The organism is Jeotgalibaca arthritidis, from assembly GCF_011100465.1.
Classification (GTDB): domain Bacteria; phylum Bacillota; class Bacilli; order Lactobacillales; family Aerococcaceae; genus Jeotgalibaca; species Jeotgalibaca arthritidis.
This window is the reverse complement of the sequence record NZ_CP049740.1, coordinates 942,059-960,783: the sequence shown is the minus strand read 5'-3', so window position 1 is coordinate 960,783 and position 18,725 is coordinate 942,059. Positions and strand designations below refer to the sequence as shown.

The following is an 18,725-nucleotide window of genomic DNA, read 5'->3' as shown; positions in this document are numbered from 1 at the left end:
CCTTTTTTATTGGGAAAAAGGAGCATCCTTCACAAGTGGCAAAAAAAGAAAATAGCAGGCAGTAACCCCCGTCGGGGTTTCTACCTGCTAATCTTAGTATGTTTTTTTAGCGTCCAACATAGTTACGTAACTCTGGTAGTTCTTGTTTCCGCCAGATAGGTTGTAGACTTCCTTGAAGCCATGATTAATCAAAACGTTTTGGGCCGCATTCCCGGTCACGCCTTTATTACAGTAAGTGACGGTCGGTACTTCCTTGTCTAATTCTTCCGCACGGATTCTTAGTTCCCCTAGCGGGATATGGACGGCACCCTTCACATGGGATTTTTCATAATCCTTTTTCGAACGGGTGTCGATGATTTGGATTGCCTCGCCTTTTTCTTGAGCGGCTAATATCTTAGTCGGCGTCATCAACGGGTTACGTTTGATGGCATTATCCAATGCCATACCGGTATAAAGAACGGGATCTTTTGTCGTTGCAAACGGCGGTGCGTAAGCCAAATCTAAGTGGAAAAGGTCTTCCGCTTTGGCGCCGAAAGTAATGGCGGTAGCAAGCACGTCAACCCGCTTGTCAACACCACCTTTGCCAATAACTTGCGCGCCTAGGACACGGCCCGTCTTGCGGTCTGCCAAAGCTTTAATGGTTAATTCCTGTCCGCCCAGATATTCAGCGTGATCGGGTTTCAAGTTATAAAGCGTTTCGTATTCATAGCCTTCCTGAATCGCTTCTTTTTCGGTTAAACCGCTTTGGCCGACATGCAAGTCAAAGAGACGGAAAATGCCGGTGCCGAGTACGCCCCGATGCTCCAAATTGCCACCGGTGATAACATCCCCAGCAATGCGGCCCATTTTATTGGCCGTCGAGCCCAATGGACGGTAAATCGGTTTGCCGGTAATGACGCTGAAGCTTTCGGCCACATCGCCGACCGCATACACATCCGGCACATTGGTCTGCATTTTTTTATTCACGGCAATAGCGCCTGTAGTGCCAATCTCCACGCCCATTTGTTTGGCCAACTCAGTATTGGGACGAACTCCAACCGAGAGGAAGACGATATCAGCTTCAAGGGTTTCGCCCTTGGTGGTGGTGACACTCTTAACTGAATTTTTACCGTCAATGGTCTTCACGGTATCACTCAAAAGGAGACGAACGCCATGAGCACGCAAGTGTTCCTCGACGCGGAATGCCATATCGGCATCCATTGGCGGCATCACTTGATCCTGCATTTCCACCAAGGTTACTTCCATCCCTTTATGTACCAATTGCTCGGTCATTTCCAAGCCGATAAAACCAGAACCAACTACGACAGCTTTCTTCGGTTGCTTCAGGGAAAGGTAAGCAGTGATGTCGCGGTTATCCTGAATGTTCCGCACCTGGAAGACATTATCGTATTCATTTTGGTTGAAGGGCGGTGGTGTGAATGGGGACGCACCAGTGGCAAGCACCAATACATCATAGTGGTCCTCTTTCGTTTCCCCTGTTACGACATTCAACACTTCCAACGTTTTCGTTTCATGATTGGCTTTGGTTACTTTGTGTTCAGTAAAAATATCAACATTATAACGCTTTTTGAACCAAGCAGCATTCCGGGGTGTCAGTTGGTCAGTGCTTTCGACTTCTCCACCGATTTGATAAGGAATCCCGCAAACAGAATAAGAAATATCTTTTCCTTGGTCATAAACAACAATTTCAGCTTCTTCAGTATTTCTTCTAGCTTTTGCCGCTACGGATGTGCCGGCTGCAACGGAACCAATAATAACTATTTTCATGTTGTCTGCCTCTTTTCCATCATTTTATTCTTTATTTAGTATTCATACCCGTCAAACCAATGTTTTGTTTTATTTGAAAATTTGACTAACAATAACATCATTGGTACTTCAATTAGAACACCAACAACGGTCACAAGAGTTGCGCCTGAATCTAATCCAAACATTGAGATCGATACCGCTACCGCTAGTTCAAAGAAATTACTAGTGCCCACCATAGATGCTGGGGCTGCAATATTGTATGGCAAGCGACAGGCTTTGGATCCCCCGTACCCTATAACATAAATCAAAATATTTTGAATAATTAAAGGAACTGCAATAAGTAAAATGTGGAGAGGATTCTCAATAATGGGTTGTCCTTGAGTTGTAAAAATAATAATTAATGTTAAAACCAAACCCAAATTTGTATAACCATCAAATTTTCCAATAAAAGTATTTTCAAAATACTCTTTTCCTTTTTTATTTACTACTACGTTACGTGTAAAAATAGCAGCTACTAATGGCGCAACTATGAATAATACCAATGATAAAACTAACGTTTCCATTGGAACATCAATGTCTGTGACACCTAGTAACAACGAAACGATTGGAACATATAGTAATAGGATTAAAATATCATTTACCGAAACCTGGACCAGGGTATAGGCTGGATCACCATTTGTAAGTTTACTCCAAACAAATACCATTGCTGTACAAGGCGCTGCTCCTAGTAAAACAGCACCAGCTATATATTCTCCAGCTAACTCTGAACTAACCCACTGATTAAATACAACATAGAAGAAAAATGCGGCAATAGCGAACATTGTAAAAGGCTTAATTGCATAATTAATGAAGCTAGTCAACGCAATACCTTTAGGTTTCTTTAAAGCTCCTACTACACTAAAAAAATCTATTTTTAAAAACATTGGAAATATCATAATCCAAAGTAAAATGGAAGTTGGTATGGAGACGTTATAAAATGTCATTCCCTCTAAAGCTATTGGAACACCGGGTAAAAAATAGCCAATCAATATCCCGGCAATCATACTTAATCCTACCCACAACGATAAATATTTCTCCCAAATACTTATAGCTAGTTTATTATGTTTCTTTTCTGAATTCGTCGTCATAATTATCTCCTTTTAAATGAGGTTAGACCGATATTATTATAGAACGCCAAGGTTTGTCTTATCGGTCTTATTTCCTTCTTTGATACAAATACAATCCGCGGCATGTGTTAGCAAGTGAACCGTTTCCTGAATGTACTGCTTTGCTGTTTCTTCGTTAAGGGAATAATGATGCCAGGTCCCCTTTTTTTCTGAAGTCACCACTCCAGCTTCAGTCAGTATCTTGATATGGTGGGATAGGGTTGGCTGCGTAAAATCAAAGTGTTCTAAAATATCACAGGCACACATTTCCCCACATGAGAGCATGTCTAATATTTTGACACGTTTTGGTTCAGAAAGGGCTTTGGCAATCTTTGCATACGATTCGTAAGTCATTTTCAATCTCCTTTCTACTTTACGGTAGAGGCCGTTGTTTTTTCTAAGGATACACCTAACCAATCAGCAATCTCCTGGTTAGTTGGATAATCGCCGACTTTCACTATGGTATCGTTATTCAAAACAGTCACTGGCAAACCGTCTATTCCTTTTTCCTGGAGCACTTGCTGAACGGCTTCATTGCGAATAAAAGAATTTGGATTCGCACTTAGATTGTAACGGACCATTTGCTTTCCTTCTACTTTCCGAACATGTTGCATGACAGCAGTGATACGGATCAAGTTTTCATCTACAGAAGGGCCGCATACGCCGGTGCTGCAACACATGGCTGGTTCGAATAATTCCAGTTTATTCATCAAATTATCTCCTTTTTACTATGCATCCCTATACATAGATAATCATCTATGTACAATATAGACCTTTATCTATCTAATGACAAGCATCTTTTATATTTTTACTATAAAACTGACTCATCTCTTCTAAATCACAATCTTTTACCATTAAAGTTCTTTTTTACTCGACATAGAAATAGCCCTTTGATAGTAAAGTTTACCTTACTCTCAAGGGGCTATTATCTTTCACATGTTTATCTTCTACGAATAGCAGCACTAGCCACCATTTTAGCTCCGGAAATGGTACTTCTTCCACTACCAGTCGTGAACCACATCGATTTTGCAACACTAGGACCCTTTATAATGACGAAGCCCATCCCAATTAATCCGGCTAACTTCACCCAATTAAAGTCATCAGACATGAGAATTTGCGTAAACAACAACATCGACACGATCTCTAGCAACAAGGTCACAATCTGACTCAAGAATTCCCGCCACCAAATCCCCATATAGTTGTATTCATCATTAATAATAGTTATTGCCGCAAAAACGCTCGTGAGTTCCAATATCAAGAGTTCCGCATGAACAATGCAGACCTTCACCAAGAACACACCGATAACCACCATAATGAGGGTGCTGGCCACTAAAGTACTAAAGGTTGTATTGAATATTTGTACAAATTTTTCTGAGTCCTGAAGTGATTTTAAGTCTTCAATAGTTAGTATGCCAATAGAACCAAACATATAATTGCCTAAAGGTTGAACAAATCGATCCATAATGAAATACAAGAGTGTTTATAATATTAAAACCATTGAAGATGATTTCATTATTTCTATAATAATGGACCAAATATCGGCTTCAGTAGACCCCTCGGCTTCACTAAGTTGGTAAATTATAATCTTTACCAGAACCATGACCACCAATAATATGCCGCCAAAGAAAACAAGGACACCATACAGGTTTGTAGCAAAGCCATTCAAACCCTCGTATCCAAAAATAAACTCTGATAGAATATTAAATATTATCGTTGTCCCATCTTCCACCCATTCTTGAAACATCCGTAAAATTTTGTCACCCATTATGGCACCCCTTATTCACTAATACTGAATATTTTCCAATTGCCATTGTCTTGGTACATTGTAATTTTTAAATCATTTGAATGCATACCAAACTCCTCACTACTCACTTCGAAAATCACCTGTTTATTATCAGAATCTATTTCATAGTCATCAATAACATATTTAGTCCAGAGTATTTGGTTGTTTGAGTCATCTAAAAAATCGATTTTATTTGGTATAGGATCTAATGTCGTCTCCTCAAACGGAATTTTTTCCACTAATCCTGAAATTTCTTCTTTAAAGTTATCACTAAAGTATTCTGATAGGTCACCTTCTAAAAAGGTTAGGACGCTTTCCTGCGTGTAGTCCGCTACGATTTCCTTATCTTCATGACTGGTAAAGAAGGTATTCAATTGTTCTCGGCTGTCATTCAGTGCCGTTTCCGGATTAAATCCCCCGCATGCCGTTAACAAAAACGTCATGCCCGTCATGATTGTTATGCGCCATTTCTTCATTTTCAACCATCCCTTCTATTCCGCAAAAAATTCGAGTAACTCTTGCTCTTCTTGTGCTTCAACTTGTTCTTGTTTCAGGCGTTTCTCAGTTTTGATTGCTTCCCGTTTTTCTTCCTCAATGAGATTCGCAGATTCGCGTTGCTCGACATACGTTCTTTTCTTCAACTCAAAGTTTATCAATTGCTCTTCGGTCGGTTTAGAGCGGTCATGGGTTTCTTTTATTTTCCCCTAAGTGTTGCACTTAATTTGACAATCTATCAAATAAAGAAAACTGTTGACGTCGACTTGAGCCGGTGGTATTATATAAAAGTTGCCGCTGCCGATGAGGCATATGAGCACAACACGAAAAAAACTTTTCAAAAAACTTTTAAAAAACTGTTGACACATAATTAACACCGTGTTAATATATAGAAGTTGTCACGACACGAACTTAACGTAACACGTGACAACGGATTTGACCTTTGAAAACTGAACAAAGAATGAACGAACCAAACGTGCAGGGTAATTCTTATTTATAAGGATTACACAACGAATCGCGATAATAATCGCAAAAACATTAAGTCAGCAAAAAAGAGCTATTCAGCTTTTCATGTCGGGTTTCTGTACAAGAGCCCACATTTAACATGAGAGTTTGATCCTGGCTCAGGACGAACGCTGGCGGCGTGCCTAATACATGCAAGTCGTACGAATTGATTAAGGAGCTTGCTCCTTATGACGTTAGTGGCGAACGGGTGAGTAACACGTGGGTAACCTACCTTCAAGAGGGGGATAACATCCGGAAACGGGTGCTAATACCGCATAGTTTCAGCTTCCACATGGAAGCCGAAGGAAAGACGGCCTTTGTGCTGTCACTTGGAGATGGACCCGCGGCGCATTAGTTAGTTGGTAGGGTAACGGCCTACCAAGACGATGATGCGTAGCCGACCTGAGAGGGTGATCGGCCACATTGGGACTGAGACACGGCCCAAACTCCTACGGGAGGCAGCAGTAGGGAATCTTCCGCAATGGACGAAAGTCTGACGGAGCAACGCCGCGTGAGTGAAGAAGGTTTTCGGATCGTAAAACTCTGTTGTTGGAGAAGAACAAGTAGGAGAGTAACTGCTCTTACCTTGACGGTACCCAACCAGAAAGCCACGGCTAACTACGTGCCAGCAGCCGCGGTAATACGTAGGTGGCAAGCGTTGTCCGGATTTATTGGGCGTAAAGCGAGCGCAGGCGGTTCCTTAAGTCTGATGTGAAAGCCCACGGCTCAACCGTGGAAGGTCATTGGAAACTGGGGAACTTGAATGCAGAAGAGGAGAGTGGAATTCCATGTGTAGCGGTGAAATGCGTAGATATATGGAGGAACACCAGTGGCGAAGGCGACTCTCTGGTCTGTAATTGACGCTGAGGCTCGAAAGCGTGGGGAGCAAACAGGATTAGATACCCTGGTAGTCCACGCCGTAAACGATGAGTGCTAAGTGTTGGAGGGTTTCCACCCTTCAGTGCTGCAGTTAACGCATTAAGCACTCCGCCTGGGGAGTACGGCCGCAAGGCTGAAACTCAAAGGAATTGACGGGGACCCGCACAAGCGGTGGAGCATGTGGTTTAATTCGAAGCAACGCGAAGAACCTTACCAGGTCTTGACATCCCTTGACACTCCTAGAGATAGGACGTTCCCTTCGGGGACAAGGTGACAGGTGGTGCATGGTTGTCGTCAGCTCGTGTCGTGAGATGTTGGGTTAAGTCCCGCAACGAGCGCAACCCCTATTGTTAGTTGCCAGCATTCAGTTGGGCACTCTAATAAGACTGCCGGTGACAAACCGGAGGAAGGTGGGGATGACGTCAAATCATCATGCCCCTTATGACCTGGGCTACACACGTGCTACAATGGATGGTACAACGAGCAGCAAACCCGCGAGGGCAAGCGAATCTCTTAAAGCCATTCTCAGTTCGGATTGCAGGCTGCAACTCGCCTGCATGAAGCCGGAATCGCTAGTAATCGCGGATCAGAACGCCGCGGTGAATACGTTCCCGGGTCTTGTACACACCGCCCGTCACACCACGAGAGTTTGTAACACCCGAAGTCGGTGGGGTAACCCTTATGGGAGCCAGCCGCCTAAGGTGGGATAGATGATTGGGGTGAAGTCGTAACAAGGTAGCCGTATCGGAAGGTGCGGCTGGATCACCTCCTTTCTAAGGAAATTATATGGAACCTGCCGATGTTCACATTCTTGTTCAGTTTTGAGAGGTTAACTCTCAAACCAATTGTTCCTTGAAAACTGAATAGTATAACATGAAATATAAAGTAAGAAACCAAAACATTTTACCGCGTTACACGTTGAACAGTTTTTTAACGAAAACAGTTTGATAGTAAAGGCCAGCAATGGCTGAAACTTGACCATAGGTTAAGTGAATAAGGGCGCACGGTGGATGCCTAGGCACTAGGAGCCGATGAAGGACGGGACTAACTCCGATATGCTCCGGGGAGCTGTAAGTAAGCTATGATCCGGAGATTTCCGAATGGGGAAACCCAATATCTTTGATAGGATATTACAAACACGTGAATACATAGCGTGTTTGAGGTACACGCAGGGAACTGAAACATCTCATTACCTGCAGGAAGAGAAAGAAAATTCGATTCCCTGAGTAGCGGCGAGCGAAACGGGAAAAGCCCAAACCAAAGAGCTTGCTCTTTGGGGTTGTAGGACTGGGACGTGAGACTGTAATGGATAGCAGAAGCTGGCTGGAAAGCCACGCGAAACAGGGTAAAAGCCCCGTATGCGAAATCTAAAGCAGCTCTACCAGTATCCTGAGTACGGCGGAACACGAGAAATTCCGTCGGAATCCGGGAGGACCATCTCCCAAGGCTAAATACTCCCTAGTGACCGATAGTGAACCAGTACCGTGAGGGAAAGGTGAAAAGCACCCCGGAAGGGGAGTGAAATAGTACCTGAAACCGTGTGCTTACAAGTAGTCAGAGCCCGTTAATGGGTGATGGCGTACCTTTTGTAGAATGGACCGGCGAGTTACGATCCCATGCGAGGTTAAGTTGAAAAGACGGAGCCGCAGCGAAAGCGAGTCTGAATAGGGCGAATGAGTATGTGGTCGTAGACCCGAAACCAGGTGACCTACCCATGTCCAGGTTGAAGGTGCGGTAATACGCACTGGAGGACCGAACCCACGCACGTTGAAAAGTGCGGGGATGAGGTGTGGGTAGCGGAGAAATTCCAATCGAACCTGGAGATAGCTGGTTCTCTCCGAAATAGCTTTAGGGCTAGCCTCGGATAAACGAATCGTGGAGGTAGAGCACTGTTTGGACTAGGGGCCCTTCTCGGGTTACCGAATTCAGATAAACTCCGAATGCCATGGATTCAAGTCCGGGAGTCAGACTGCGAGTGATAAGATCCGTAGTCGAAAGGGAAACAACCCAGCCCACCAGCTAAGGTCCCAAAGTATCTGTTAAGTGGAAAAGGATGTGGGGTTGCACAGACAACTAGGATGTTGGCTCAGAAGCAGCCATCATTCAAAGAGTGCGTAATAGCTCACTAGTCGAGTGACCCTGCGCCGAAAATTTACCGGGGCTAAACAGATCACCGAAGCTGTGGATTCAACCAATAGGTTGAGTGGTAGGAGAGCGTTCTAAGGGCATTGAAGCTAGACCGTGAGGACTGGTGGAGCGCTTAGAAGTGAGAATGCCGGTATGAGTAGCGAAAGACGGGTGAGAATCCCGTCCACCGTATGACTAAGGTTTCCTGGGGAAGGCTCGTCCTCCCAGGGTTAGTCGGGACCTAAGCCGAGGCCGATAGGCGTAGGCGATGGACAACAGGTTGATATTCCTGTACCAGTTGTTTTTGTTTGAACGATGGAGGGACGCAGGAGGCTAAGGAAATGCGTGCGATTGGAAGAGCACGTCCAAGCAACAAGTCTTGTGGAGAGTCAAATGCTTTCTACTATACGGACAAGTTGTGATGGGGAGGGAAATTTAAGTACCGAAGTTCCTGATGTCACACTGCCAAGAAAAGCTTCTAGTTAGAAACCAACTGCCCGTACCGCAAACCGACACAGGTAGTCGAGGAGAGCATCCTAAGGTGAGCGAGCGAACTCTCGTTAAGGAACTCGGCAAAATGACCCCGTAACTTCGGGAGAAGGGGTGCTGACCGCAAGGTCAGCCGCAGTGAATAGGCCCAAGCGACTGTTTATCAAAAACACAGGTCTCTGCAAAATCGAAAGATGACGTATAGGGGCTGACGCCTGCCCGGTGCTGGAAGGTTAAGAGGAGAGGTTAGCTTCGGCGAAGCTTTGAATTGAAGCCCCAGTAAACGGCGGCCGTAACTATAACGGTCCTAAGGTAGCGAAATTCCTTGTCAGGTAAGTTCTGACCCGCACGAAAGGCGTAACGATTTGGGCACTGTCTCAACGAGAGACTCGGTGAAATTATAGTACCAGTGAAGATGCTGGTTACCCGCGACAGGACGGAAAGACCCCATGGAGCTTTACTGCAGGTTGATATTGATTGTTTCTGCTACATGTACAGGATAGGTAGGAGCCATTGAAGTCGGGACGCTAGTCTCGATGGAGGCGCCATTGGGATACTACCCTTGTAGCAGGACCACTCTAACCCGCCACCCTTATCGGGTGGGGAGACAGTGTCAGTCGGGCAGTTTGACTGGGGCGGTCGCCTCCTAAAATGTAACGGAGGCGCCCAAAGGTTCCCTCAGAATGGTTGGAAATCATTCGTAGAGTGCAAAGGCAGAAGGGAGCTTGACTGCGAGACCTACAAGTCGAGCAGGGACGAAAGTCGGGCTTAGTGATCCGGTGGTTCCGCATGGAAGGGCCATCGCTCAACGGATAAAAGCTACCCTGGGGATAACAGGCTTATCTCCCCCAAGAGTTCACATCGACGGGGAGGTTTGGCACCTCGATGTCGGCTCGTCGCATCCTGGGGCTGTAGTCGGTCCCAAGGGTTGGGCTGTTCGCCCATTAAAGCGGCACGCGAGCTGGGTTCAGAACGTCGTGAGACAGTTCGGTCCCTATCCGTCGCGGGCGTTGGAAATTTGAGAGGAGCTGTCCTTAGTACGAGAGGACCGGGATGGACACACCGCTGGTGTACCAGTTGTTCTGCCAAGGGCATTGCTGGGTAGCTATGTGTGGACGGGATAAACGCTGAAAGCATCTAAGCGTGAAGCCCCCCTCAAGATGAGATTTCCCATCATTTTAAATGAGTAAGACCCCTGAGAGACGATCAGGTAGATAGGCTAGAAGTGGAAGTGCAGCGATGTATGGAGCGGACTAGTACTAATCGGTCGAGGACTTAACCAATAATAAAACGGTAATCAAGTAAAATGGGTTTCAAACCAAAGGTTTCATGTTAACTATTCAGTTTTGAGGGAACAACCTCAGCAAGACAACAAAATATGTGCGGTGGCGATGGCAAGAAGGTCACACCTGTTCCCATCCCGAACACAGAAGTTAAGCTTCTTAGCGCCGATTGTAGTGAAGGGTTTCCCTTTGTGAGAGTAGGACGCTGCCGCGCAATATTTTGTTTTTTTTATTGTCTTGAGTCATTAGCTCAGTTGGTAGAGCATCTGACTTTTAATCAGAGGGTCGTAGGTTCGAGCCCTACATGACTCATTTAATGCCGGCTTAGCTCAGTTGGTAGAGCATCTGATTTGTAATCAGAGGGTCGAGGGTTCAAGTCCTTTAGCCGGCATCATTAAGGAAGTGGAGATCTATCCTTAGACCTTCACTTCCTACTTTTTTTAGCACTCATAGCTCAATTGGATAGAGTACCTGACTACGAATCAGGCGGTTGCAGGTTCGACTCCTGCTGAGTGCATATCATAACAATAACAAGCGTATTTCTACTGAGTAGAGATACGCTTTTTTAAATAAAAGAAGAAGAGTTTAAATTTATGATGAATTAGGCTATAATTATAAGTCATACAATAGAAATAGGTCAGCAAATCAAGCCAAGTATTTGACACTTAAGACTGAATGCCGTACTATTTAATTGTAATAGTCAAAATTAGTCAGGTGAGAGGAGGCAGTTCCTTTGCAAAACCAAAATATGTCCGATATTATCGAGGCCTATATTAAACAGATTTTAAATACTGAGGAACAGGTTGAAATTCGCCGTAATGAAATGGCAACTCATTTTAACTGTGTACCCTCACAAATTAATTATGTGATCAATACCCGTTTTACTGAGCAACATGGTTACTTAGTGGAAAGTAAACGCGGTGGTGGTGGCTATATTCGTATTATGAAAGTTAAATTTTTAGAAGAAGTCGATTTGCTTAATGAAATGATTCGGATTGTTGGGAATAGCATTAGTGAAAGAGACGCCTATGCGGTTGTCCAAAATCTCTACAATCAAAAGATTATTTCTAAGCGAGAAGGAAACTTGATACTGGCCGTTATGGATAAAGCCTTTTTACAAGCGCTGCAAGAAAATGAAGATGCGGTTCGGGCAGGATTATTGAAAAAATTACTAACAAGCTTACGTTATGAAGCATAACTGATAAAGAATACAAAAATGCTGTAAAGGAGGCGTTATGAATGGATGAACTATTTACACAAAAAGCTAGTCGGGCACTGTCACTAGCAACAGAAGAAGCTCATTATTTTAAACACCAAACGATTGGCACAGAGCACATTTTACTTGGGCTGATTCGTGAAACAGAAGGAATTGCTGGTAAAGTTTTACGTAGCTTCCATATTGATGAAGCGATTATTCGTGATGAAGTTGAACATCTAACAGGCTACGGTACGGCACGTCCACTAGCAAATCAATTTGCACCGATGCCATTTTCGCCTCGCGCTAAAAAAGTAATGATGTATGCAACTGCAGAATCTCAAAAGCTAGGTGTGCCTCAAGTTGGCACAGAGCATATTTTACTGGGGATTTTAAGAGAAGAAATCTTAGCAGTTAAAATACTTAAAAATATCGGAGTAGACTTAAATCAATTACAACGTACTCTTTATGAAAAGATTGGATTAAAAGATGTACCGAAATCAGCAACTAAAGGGGCTAAAAAAGCTCAAAAGGCAGCTGAGGGAACACCAACCCTAGATGCCTTAGCGCGTGATATGACAGACCTTGCTCGAAGCGGACGACTAGATCCAATTGTCGGCAGAGACCGTGAAGTGAAACGTATTCTGCAAGTCATTTCACGTCGTACAAAGAACAATCCTGTTTTAGTAGGTGAACCAGGAGTTGGTAAAACAGCTATTGTGGAAGGATTGGCTCAAAAAATTGTGAACGGCGAAGTCCCAGAAACATTAGCGAATAAACGCTTAATGATGCTCGATATGGGTTCACTTGTAGCTGGGACCAAATACCGTGGTGAATTTGAAGAGCGGATGAAGAAAATCATTGATGAAGTGTACCACGATGGCAATGTTATTCTATTTATTGATGAATTGCATACCTTAATTGGAGCTGGTGGTGCTGAAGGAGCAATCGATGCATCTAATATCTTAAAACCAGCGCTTGCTCGTGGAGAGCTACAAACGATTGGTGCGACAACATTAGATGAGTATCAAAAGTATATTGAAAAAGATGCCGCTTTGGAACGTCGCTTTGCTCCTATTACGATTGACGAACCGACTGCTGAAGAAACAACTCAAATTCTTAAAGGACTTCGTAGCCGTTATGAAGAACACCATCATGTTGAAATCACGGATGAAGCGATTGAAGCTGCGGTAGCCTTATCTGTTCGCTATATTACGGCCCGTCGTTTACCAGACAAAGCCATTGATTTAATTGATGAATCAGCAGCTAAAGTCCGTCTTGATGTGACTCATGGCGATACGCCTGCTGGTAAACTAGAAGATGAAATCGAGCGTCTTGCTCAAGAAAAAGAAGAAGCAATTCTTGCTCAAGATTTTGAAAAAGCAGCCCGTATTCGAAAAAAAGAATTATCAAGAAAGCAACGATTAGAAAAGGTTCGTGCCCAGTCTTCTACTCAGGACGAGGGTCATTACACTTTAAGTGTTGATGAAACTGATGTTGCTCAAGTTGTTGCTCTGTGGACAGGTATCCCTGTTTATCAAATGGAGCAAAAAGAAAGTGACCGACTCATGAAACTTGAGAAAGTGCTTCACGAACGCGTTATTGGTCAAGAAACTGCAGTGAGTGCTGTTGCAAGAGCGATACGCCGTGCGCGATCTGGTTTGAAAGATCCAGCCCGTCCAATTGGCTCATTCTTATTCTTAGGACCAACAGGTGTTGGGAAAACCGAATTAGCGAAAACACTCGCTGAAGCCATGTTTGGTGAAGAAGATGCCCTTGTTCGAATCGATATGTCTGAATACATGGAGAAATTCTCAACGAGTCGGTTAGTCGGCTCACCTCCTGGTTACGTAGGCTACGATGAAGGCGGCCAGCTTACTGAGAAAATTCGCCAAAAACCTTACTCTGTTATTCTGTTAGATGAGGTTGAAAAAGCACATCCTGATGTCTTTAATATTTTACTTCAAGTATTAGATGACGGTCATTTAACGGATTCAAAAGGTCGAAAAGTGGACTTTAGAAATACCATTTTAATTATGACATCTAATCTAGGTGCAACAGCCTTAAGAGATGAGAAAATGGTTGGTTTCAATGCTAAGGATGCTAAACACGACTATACAGCTATGGAGAAACGAATTCGTGAAGAGTTGAAGAACAGCTTCCGACCAGAATTCCTAAACCGAATTGATGAATCCATTGTGTTCCATTCATTAGGTGAAAAAGAATTATCTGAAATTGTTAAACTGATGGCAAATAATATTGTCAAACGTTTAGAAGACCTTGATATTCACGTTAAAGTAACCCCAGCAGCCATTCAAGTGATTGCTAAAGCTGGCTTTGACCCAGAATATGGGGCACGTCCAATTCGCCGTGCGATTCAGAAAGAAATCGAAGACCGCTTGAGTGAAGAAATATTAAGCGGAGCGATTAAGTACGGAGACCATGTCATGCTGGGTGCTCGAAATGGTACGATTAGAATGACAGTTAAAGAAAAAAAGGAGACTCCCATAATGGAAGAAAAGGGAGAACTTGTTAACAACTAAAAATAAAAACCCGTTTGTCCACATGTGGATAAACGGGTTTTGTTTTTACTTTTGCACATCTTCTAAAATATACAAGCGATCAAAATCAATTTCAACATCATAATCCCCAATTTGAGTGTGGATATCGTGAGTAATTGATTTTAATAACGTCTCGTTTGTTTCTGAGCTACTAGAAGGAACCACAATATCGAATTGCATTAAGGGTCGATCATTGTTTTCCACAATGCGAAAATCATGGAATTTCAAATTCATAGAATAGGATTTTAAAATCGCTTTAATCTGTTGATAGACTTTTGTATGCCGTTCGTTTTGAATCGCAATCGGATCCACATGACAAACTAACTCCACATCAAGTTCCTCTAAAAAGCGTTTTTCAATCTGGTCAATTAGTTGATGCGCACGCGATAAGCTCCAACTATCATCAATCTCAATATGAATGGTCGCATGGGTTTGATTAGGCCCATAATTATGGACTAACAAATCATGGTAGCCCACAATCATCTCATACTGGTCGAGTAAACCAATCATTTTCCGAATAGCGTCCTCGTCAGGTCGAATCCCCAACAGATCATTAATAGAATGATGAATCATTTGAAGGCCGCTAAAAATAATGAAGACAGCCAATACAGCGCCGGCGATACCGTCCACTTTCCAATCCAACCAATACTCCACTAAAGAGGCTAAGAGAACAACGATGGTTGAATAAACATCATTGAAGCTATCCTGTGCAACGCCCTTTAAGGTATTGGAATGAATGGCATCAGCAATGACTTGGTAAAATTTCCCTTGAAATAACTTAGCGATAATAGAAAAAAGTAGTAAGATGACAATTAAGGGATTCATTTTTAGAGTGCCGGGATGAATGATGCGATCGATTGAAGAGACGAGAAACTGGCCTCCCACAAAAATAATGACTAATGAAATTAAAAGCCCACTAATATATTCATAACGCTCATGACCGTAAGGGTGTTCTTGGTCGGCAGGTTTAGCAGCAGCATAAAAACCAAAAAGGGCTAGAATAGAAGAAGCCGTATCAGATAAGTTATTCATAGCATCGGTAATAATGGAAATACTACCTGATAGGACCCCTGCTAATAACTTAATCGCAAATAAAACAAGGTTGGAAGCTAATCCAACTTTTCCGGATAAAATTCCCAATTGCACACGGTTATCTGTTTTGACTTTTTTACTAAGATACCGTTGAAGCCATTTTGTTAACATGTACACGCCCTCCAAAAAAGAGATAATTTTCATATTATCCTATAAGTTATAGGAGATGTCTAGTTTTTCATATCATTTAGTGTTCTCATTGATCTATGTTAAAATGATAGCATAAAGATAGAAGGAGCGATTAGTATGAGTATGAAAAATTCAAAAAAAGCATTATTAGTTGGACTTGCTGCCACAGCGGCGGTTGCTGCAGTTGCTGCTGTCGTTGCCTATGAAGAAGACACAGTGGATCGAATTGGTTCGTATATTAATCGCCACCGTGTAAAAAGTTTCGTTAAAAATAAATTCAAAGGAAGTGCAAAAGTCTTAAAGGCTGTGGATGCCATGAGTGATCGTGAAATCGACACCTTATTAAAGATTTTTGACCACACTGGCAACTGGAAAGACGCTGCTCTAGATGCATTCTCAGACGTAAAAGATAAAGCATCAGACTACAAAGGCAATGTCGTTGATACGGTTGAAGACATTTTTAACAAGTAAAAAAGAGTTTTATAACTTAAAAAGGAAGTTGAGAAAAATATCTCAGCTTCCTTTTTTTGTCTTAATCCATTAAAAAATGTCTGTAATCATCGTTAATCTTAGGTAAGTATTCATGGCCGTATTCGGGAAGTGCAAAGTTTGGAAGAATTTGAAGCCGAATTGGATGCCTACACAACAGTTGAAAACTATCAAAGTTATATCACTAACCACTTATTAGATGGGCATGCTGTTCCAGAGATAAGGATACCGGCAACCGATTTTTCAAGAGCAGAAGGAATGGATACGACTATTCTAACGGATTATGAAGGGGTAAGTGGTGATGCCTTACTCGTTGATGAAGCGGGTTTAGTCGAATATGAGTTTGAAGTCGCTGAGTCTGGTCTTTATCAAATTTATCTTCATTACTATCCTGTTGAAGGCAATAGCGCAGCCATCCAAAGAAGCCTATTTATAGACAGTGAGCTACCTTTTTCAGAATTCCAACTGGTGGAATTTCCACGTATTTGGGTGAATAAGATGAATCAATGGGAAACAGATAATCAAGGTAACGATATTCGACCTTCTCAGATAGAAGAGGCTGAGTGGTTAATGGCATGGGTGTGTCGCGCGAAGAGCGCTATTTGAACACAGACGGCCAAATTGAAGATGACTACCGTATCCAGTTTATTCAAGAACACTTGAGTTGGCTGCATAAAGGGATAACAGAAGGCTCAGCTTGCTTTGGTTATCATCTATGGACACCGATTGATTGTTGGTCTTGGCAAAATGCCTACCGCAACCGCTATGGTTTGATTTCGACCAATATTCATACGCAAGTTAAAACCATTAAAAAATCTGGCTACTGGTATAAACAAATGGCTGACGACAATGGCTTTAATCTGCCAGATCACTTGCAAGAGCTCATAATTGATTAATTTTTTAAAAAAAGTCGACAATGTTTAAAAATAGAGTAAAATAGATAGGGATTGTAAAACAGGTCGAAAGAGGTGAAATATGCAAAAATATGTCTTAATATCCAATGATATCCGCGATAAAATTATGACAGGGGTCTATGCGATTAATGAGCAATTGCCGTCAGAAAAAGAAATGTGTGTCGATTATGGTGTCAGTAAAATGACTATTAAACGCGCTTTAGATATCTTAGTGGCAGAAGGACTTGTGATTAAGCGAAGAGGTTCAGGTACATTTGTGAAGGATTTGGGTGAGAGCCAGATGAAGCATATTCACATGGCCAACCAATTCCGAGGAATGTCGGCCATGAATCAGGACAAAGCAATCAGCAGTAATGTATTGAATTTTTCAGTTCGAACAGCGTCACCGGAAATCGCTTCTCAACTAAATGTCACAGAAGGCAGTTTTATTTACGACGTTTACCGTGTCCGTCTAGTTGACGGGACGCCGCGTGTTATTGAACAAACTTACATGCCGATTGATGTGATTCCTTCTTTAAAAATGGAACACGTTCAGAGTTCGATATATAACTATATTGAGAGCGAATTGAAATTAGTCATCCAAAGTGCCCACCGAACCGTTAGTGTCCGTAAGGCAACAGACTTTGAGGCTGAAAAGCTAGGTCTAGAAAAAGGTGATCCTGTTGCGGTAGCAGAGCAAGTTGGTTACCTCAATACTGGCGAAGCCTTTGAGCTATCAACATCAGTCCATCGTTATGACTTTTATGCCGTTCAAATGATTTTTACTCGAAACTAACAAACGACCAGCCGAGAGCTGGTCGTTTTTTTGTAGAGAAGTAAGATACAGCCGGCAAATATCAGCTGTATCTTACACTAAGGCAGATGAAAAGCACTTGGGCCTAAGCCCAAGCGCTTTCTAGTGAAGCAATGCTTGATTTTGCGCAACAGAAATGACCCGATTGTTAAAGGCTGAATCGTCATTCAAACGAGTTTCTAACACGAAGCCATTAATGTCTGGATGAGTATTCATTTCGGCAATAGAGCTATATAGCTGGCTCAATGCTTCTTGAATATCGTCACTAATCGCTAAACTTTTTTCCGCTAGTTCAGCTGGCAACTGGTTAATCGTTGATTCTGAAGCTAGAACACCAAAATTCTTTTCTTTCAAAAGGTCGATAGAAGCTAAGATGTCGCTAGCTGATCCATAAAGGACATCACTCTCAACTGTATAATGAGCATACTTTTGGGCAATATCGCTTGTTTTTTCGGCAATCGACTTTCCGATAGACTGCTCGATTTGTTCTTTAGTGATGCTACCTGGTCGAATAATCGTTGGTACATCAGTCGTTAAATCAATAACGGTTGACTCGATTCCAATTTGGGATGGACCACCATCAATAAAGGCCGCCACATTATCTTGGAAATATTCCGTTACCTGTTTAAAAGAAGTCGAAGACAATTGTCCCGATACATTAGCTGATGTGCCAGCGACAGGTTTGCCTAACCCTGCAATCAGTTGTTTGGCAATATCATTATCGGGTAAGCGGAAACCGACTGTCTTTTTACCGGCATTAACGTTTGGCGAAACAGTATTTTCTTTGACTTCAAGAATGATTGCTAATGCTCCTGGCCAAAAGTCAGCCATTAACGTTTGCGCATCATCCGTCACATATGCGACTGCCTTTACCATATCAACATCCGAAACATGAAGGGTAACCGGGTTATCTTTTGGTCGTTGTTTCACTTCAAATAAACGATCAACCGCCTCATAGTTTGTTGAGTCGACACCAATGCCATAAACTGTTTCAGTTGGGAAAACGACCACTTCGCCTTCTGCTAAGGCATCAATAGCTTGGTCGATTTGTAATTGTATACATTCTTCAATCATTTTAATTAGTCACCTCAAGGTTAAATA

Annotated in this window: 15 protein-coding genes, 3 tRNA genes, 3 rRNA genes and 1 pseudogene; 12 read left to right on the top strand and 10 right to left on the bottom strand. The window is 42.7% G+C overall.

Annotation, left to right across the window (positions count from 1 at the left end; translation table 11 throughout):
* Positions 1–93 precede the first annotated feature (93 nt).
* The 8 genes from G7057_RS04815 to G7057_RS04780 form a co-directional block, all read right to left on the bottom strand.
* Positions 94–1,767 carry an FAD-dependent oxidoreductase gene (locus tag G7057_RS04815; protein ID WP_166161746.1) on the bottom strand — a complete coding sequence of 558 codons (1,674 nt, stop codon included), beginning with the start codon at positions 1,765–1,767 and terminating at the stop codon, positions 94–96.
* A gap of 35 nt (positions 1,768–1,802) precedes the next feature.
* Complete coding sequence (arsB, locus tag G7057_RS04810; protein ID WP_166161745.1) at positions 1,803–2,873, bottom strand: ACR3 family arsenite efflux transporter; 1,071 nt, start codon at positions 2,871–2,873, stop codon at positions 1,803–1,805.
* A gap of 36 nt (positions 2,874–2,909) precedes the next feature.
* Positions 2,910–3,245 carry an ArsR/SmtB family transcription factor gene (locus tag G7057_RS04805; RefSeq protein ID WP_166161743.1) on the bottom strand — a complete coding sequence of 112 codons (336 nt, stop codon included), beginning with the start codon at positions 3,243–3,245 and terminating at the stop codon, positions 2,910–2,912.
* 14 nt (positions 3,246–3,259) lie between these two features.
* On the bottom strand, positions 3,260–3,601 hold the full coding sequence (gene arsD / locus G7057_RS04800) for an arsenite efflux transporter metallochaperone ArsD (RefSeq protein ID WP_166161741.1): 342 nt from the start codon (positions 3,599–3,601) through the stop codon (positions 3,260–3,262).
* A gap of 230 nt (positions 3,602–3,831) precedes the next feature.
* Positions 3,832–4,365, bottom strand: a complete 534-nt coding sequence (locus tag G7057_RS04795) for a conjugal transfer protein TrbL family protein (RefSeq protein WP_405002642.1) — start codon at positions 4,363–4,365, stop codon at positions 3,832–3,834.
* A 6-nt stretch (positions 4,366–4,371) separates the two neighbouring features.
* Complete coding sequence (locus G7057_RS04790) at positions 4,372–4,656, bottom strand: hypothetical protein (RefSeq protein ID WP_166161737.1); 285 nt, start codon at positions 4,654–4,656, stop codon at positions 4,372–4,374.
* Positions 4,657–4,667: 11 nt separating this feature from the next.
* Positions 4,668–5,150 (bottom strand): hypothetical protein, encoded by a 483-nt coding sequence (locus G7057_RS04785; RefSeq protein ID WP_166161735.1) that lies wholly within the window; start codon positions 5,148–5,150, stop codon positions 4,668–4,670.
* A gap of 15 nt (positions 5,151–5,165) precedes the next feature.
* Positions 5,166–5,330 (bottom strand): hypothetical protein, encoded by a 165-nt coding sequence (locus tag G7057_RS04780; RefSeq protein ID WP_166161733.1) that lies wholly within the window; start codon positions 5,328–5,330, stop codon positions 5,166–5,168.
* Between the two features lie 439 nt (positions 5,331–5,769).
* Here G7057_RS04780 and G7057_RS04775 point away from each other — a divergent pair.
* The 8 genes from G7057_RS04775 to G7057_RS04740 all read left to right on the top strand — a co-directional run bounded on the left by G7057_RS04775 (position 5,770) and on the right by G7057_RS04740 (position 14,189).
* Positions 5,770–7,325: ribosomal RNA gene (locus G7057_RS04775) — 16S ribosomal RNA — on the top strand.
* Positions 7,326–7,535: 210 nt separating this feature from the next.
* Positions 7,536–10,451, top strand: a 23S ribosomal RNA gene (locus tag G7057_RS04770).
* A 98-nt stretch (positions 10,452–10,549) separates the two neighbouring features.
* Positions 10,550–10,665: ribosomal RNA gene (rrf, locus tag G7057_RS04765) — 5S ribosomal RNA — on the top strand.
* Together the 16S, 23S and 5S rRNA genes with 3 tRNA genes alongside form the textbook arrangement of a ribosomal RNA operon.
* 25 nt (positions 10,666–10,690) lie before the next feature.
* Positions 10,691–10,763 (top strand) — tRNA-Lys (locus G7057_RS04760).
* Between the two features lie 6 nt (positions 10,764–10,769).
* Positions 10,770–10,842, top strand: a tRNA-Thr gene (locus G7057_RS04755).
* 52 nt (positions 10,843–10,894) lie between these two features.
* A tRNA-Arg gene (locus tag G7057_RS04750) sits at positions 10,895–10,968 on the top strand.
* A 216-nt stretch (positions 10,969–11,184) separates the two neighbouring features.
* Positions 11,185–11,649, top strand: a complete 465-nt coding sequence (locus tag G7057_RS04745; RefSeq protein WP_166161732.1) for a CtsR family transcriptional regulator — start codon at positions 11,185–11,187, stop codon at positions 11,647–11,649.
* Positions 11,650–11,690: 41 nt separating this feature from the next.
* The gene (locus G7057_RS04740; protein ID WP_166161730.1) at positions 11,691–14,189 is read left to right on the top strand and encodes an ATP-dependent Clp protease ATP-binding subunit; all 2,499 of its coding nucleotides are present in this window, start codon (positions 11,691–11,693) and stop codon (positions 14,187–14,189) included.
* 45 nt (positions 14,190–14,234) lie between these two features.
* Here G7057_RS04740 and G7057_RS04735 read toward each other — a convergent pair whose 3' ends face one another.
* A complete protein-coding gene (locus tag G7057_RS04735; RefSeq protein WP_166161728.1) occupies positions 14,235–15,410 on the bottom strand; it encodes a cation diffusion facilitator family transporter in 1,176 nt (391 codons plus the stop codon).
* 135 nt (positions 15,411–15,545) lie between these two features.
* Here G7057_RS04735 and G7057_RS04730 point away from each other — a divergent pair, with 135 nt between their 5' ends.
* The 4 genes and pseudogenes from G7057_RS04730 (at position 15,546) to G7057_RS04715 (ending at position 17,606) form a co-directional block, all read left to right on the top strand.
* Positions 15,546–15,899 carry a hypothetical protein gene (locus G7057_RS04730; RefSeq protein ID WP_076768059.1) on the top strand — a complete coding sequence of 118 codons (354 nt, stop codon included), beginning with the start codon at positions 15,546–15,548 and terminating at the stop codon, positions 15,897–15,899.
* Between the two features lie 138 nt (positions 15,900–16,037).
* Complete coding sequence (locus G7057_RS04725; RefSeq protein WP_166161726.1) at positions 16,038–16,523, top strand: carbohydrate-binding protein; 486 nt, start codon at positions 16,038–16,040, stop codon at positions 16,521–16,523.
* A pseudogene (locus G7057_RS04720) lies at positions 16,487–16,813 on the top strand (family 1 glycosylhydrolase); the annotation flags it as partial. The gene G7057_RS04725 and the pseudogene G7057_RS04720, both read left to right, overlap by 37 nt.
* Positions 16,814–16,892: 79 nt before the next feature.
* Positions 16,893–17,606, top strand: a complete 714-nt coding sequence (locus G7057_RS04715; RefSeq protein WP_166161725.1) for a GntR family transcriptional regulator — start codon at positions 16,893–16,895, stop codon at positions 17,604–17,606.
* A gap of 120 nt (positions 17,607–17,726) precedes the next feature.
* Here G7057_RS04715 and G7057_RS04710 read toward each other — a convergent pair whose 3' ends face one another.
* Positions 17,727–18,698 carry an L-threonylcarbamoyladenylate synthase gene (locus G7057_RS04710; protein ID WP_166161723.1) on the bottom strand — a complete coding sequence of 324 codons (972 nt, stop codon included), beginning with the start codon at positions 18,696–18,698 and terminating at the stop codon, positions 17,727–17,729.
* Positions 18,699–18,725 lie beyond the last annotated feature (27 nt).

What these genes read in the sequence shown, in the direction of transcription:
- G7057_RS04815 (WP_166161746.1), bottom strand. Translation starts at nt 1,767, where the DNA reads ATGAAAATAGTTATTATTGGTTCCGTTGCAGCCGGCACATCCGTAGCG.
- arsB (WP_166161745.1), bottom strand. Translation starts at nt 2,873, where the DNA reads ATGACGACGAATTCAGAAAAGAAACATAATAAACTAGCTATAAGTATT.
- G7057_RS04805 (WP_166161743.1), bottom strand. Translation starts at nt 3,245, where the DNA reads ATGACTTACGAATCGTATGCAAAGATTGCCAAAGCCCTTTCTGAACCA.
- arsD (WP_166161741.1), bottom strand. Translation starts at nt 3,601, where the DNA reads ATGAATAAACTGGAATTATTCGAACCAGCCATGTGTTGCAGCACCGGC.
- G7057_RS04790 (WP_166161737.1), bottom strand. Translation starts at nt 4,656, where the DNA reads ATGGGTGACAAAATTTTACGGATGTTTCAAGAATGGGTGGAAGATGGG.
- G7057_RS04785 (WP_166161735.1), bottom strand. Translation starts at nt 5,150, where the DNA reads ATGAAGAAATGGCGCATAACAATCATGACGGGCATGACGTTTTTGTTA.
- G7057_RS04740 (WP_166161730.1), top strand. Translation starts at nt 11,691, where the DNA reads ATGGATGAACTATTTACACAAAAAGCTAGTCGGGCACTGTCACTAGCA.
- G7057_RS04735 (WP_166161728.1), bottom strand. Translation starts at nt 15,410, where the DNA reads ATGTTAACAAAATGGCTTCAACGGTATCTTAGTAAAAAAGTCAAAACA.
- G7057_RS04730 (WP_076768059.1), top strand. Translation starts at nt 15,546, where the DNA reads ATGAGTATGAAAAATTCAAAAAAAGCATTATTAGTTGGACTTGCTGCC.
- G7057_RS04715 (WP_166161725.1), top strand. Translation starts at nt 16,893, where the DNA reads ATGCAAAAATATGTCTTAATATCCAATGATATCCGCGATAAAATTATG.
- G7057_RS04710 (WP_166161723.1), bottom strand. Translation starts at nt 18,698, where the DNA reads ATGATTGAAGAATGTATACAATTACAAATCGACCAAGCTATTGATGCC.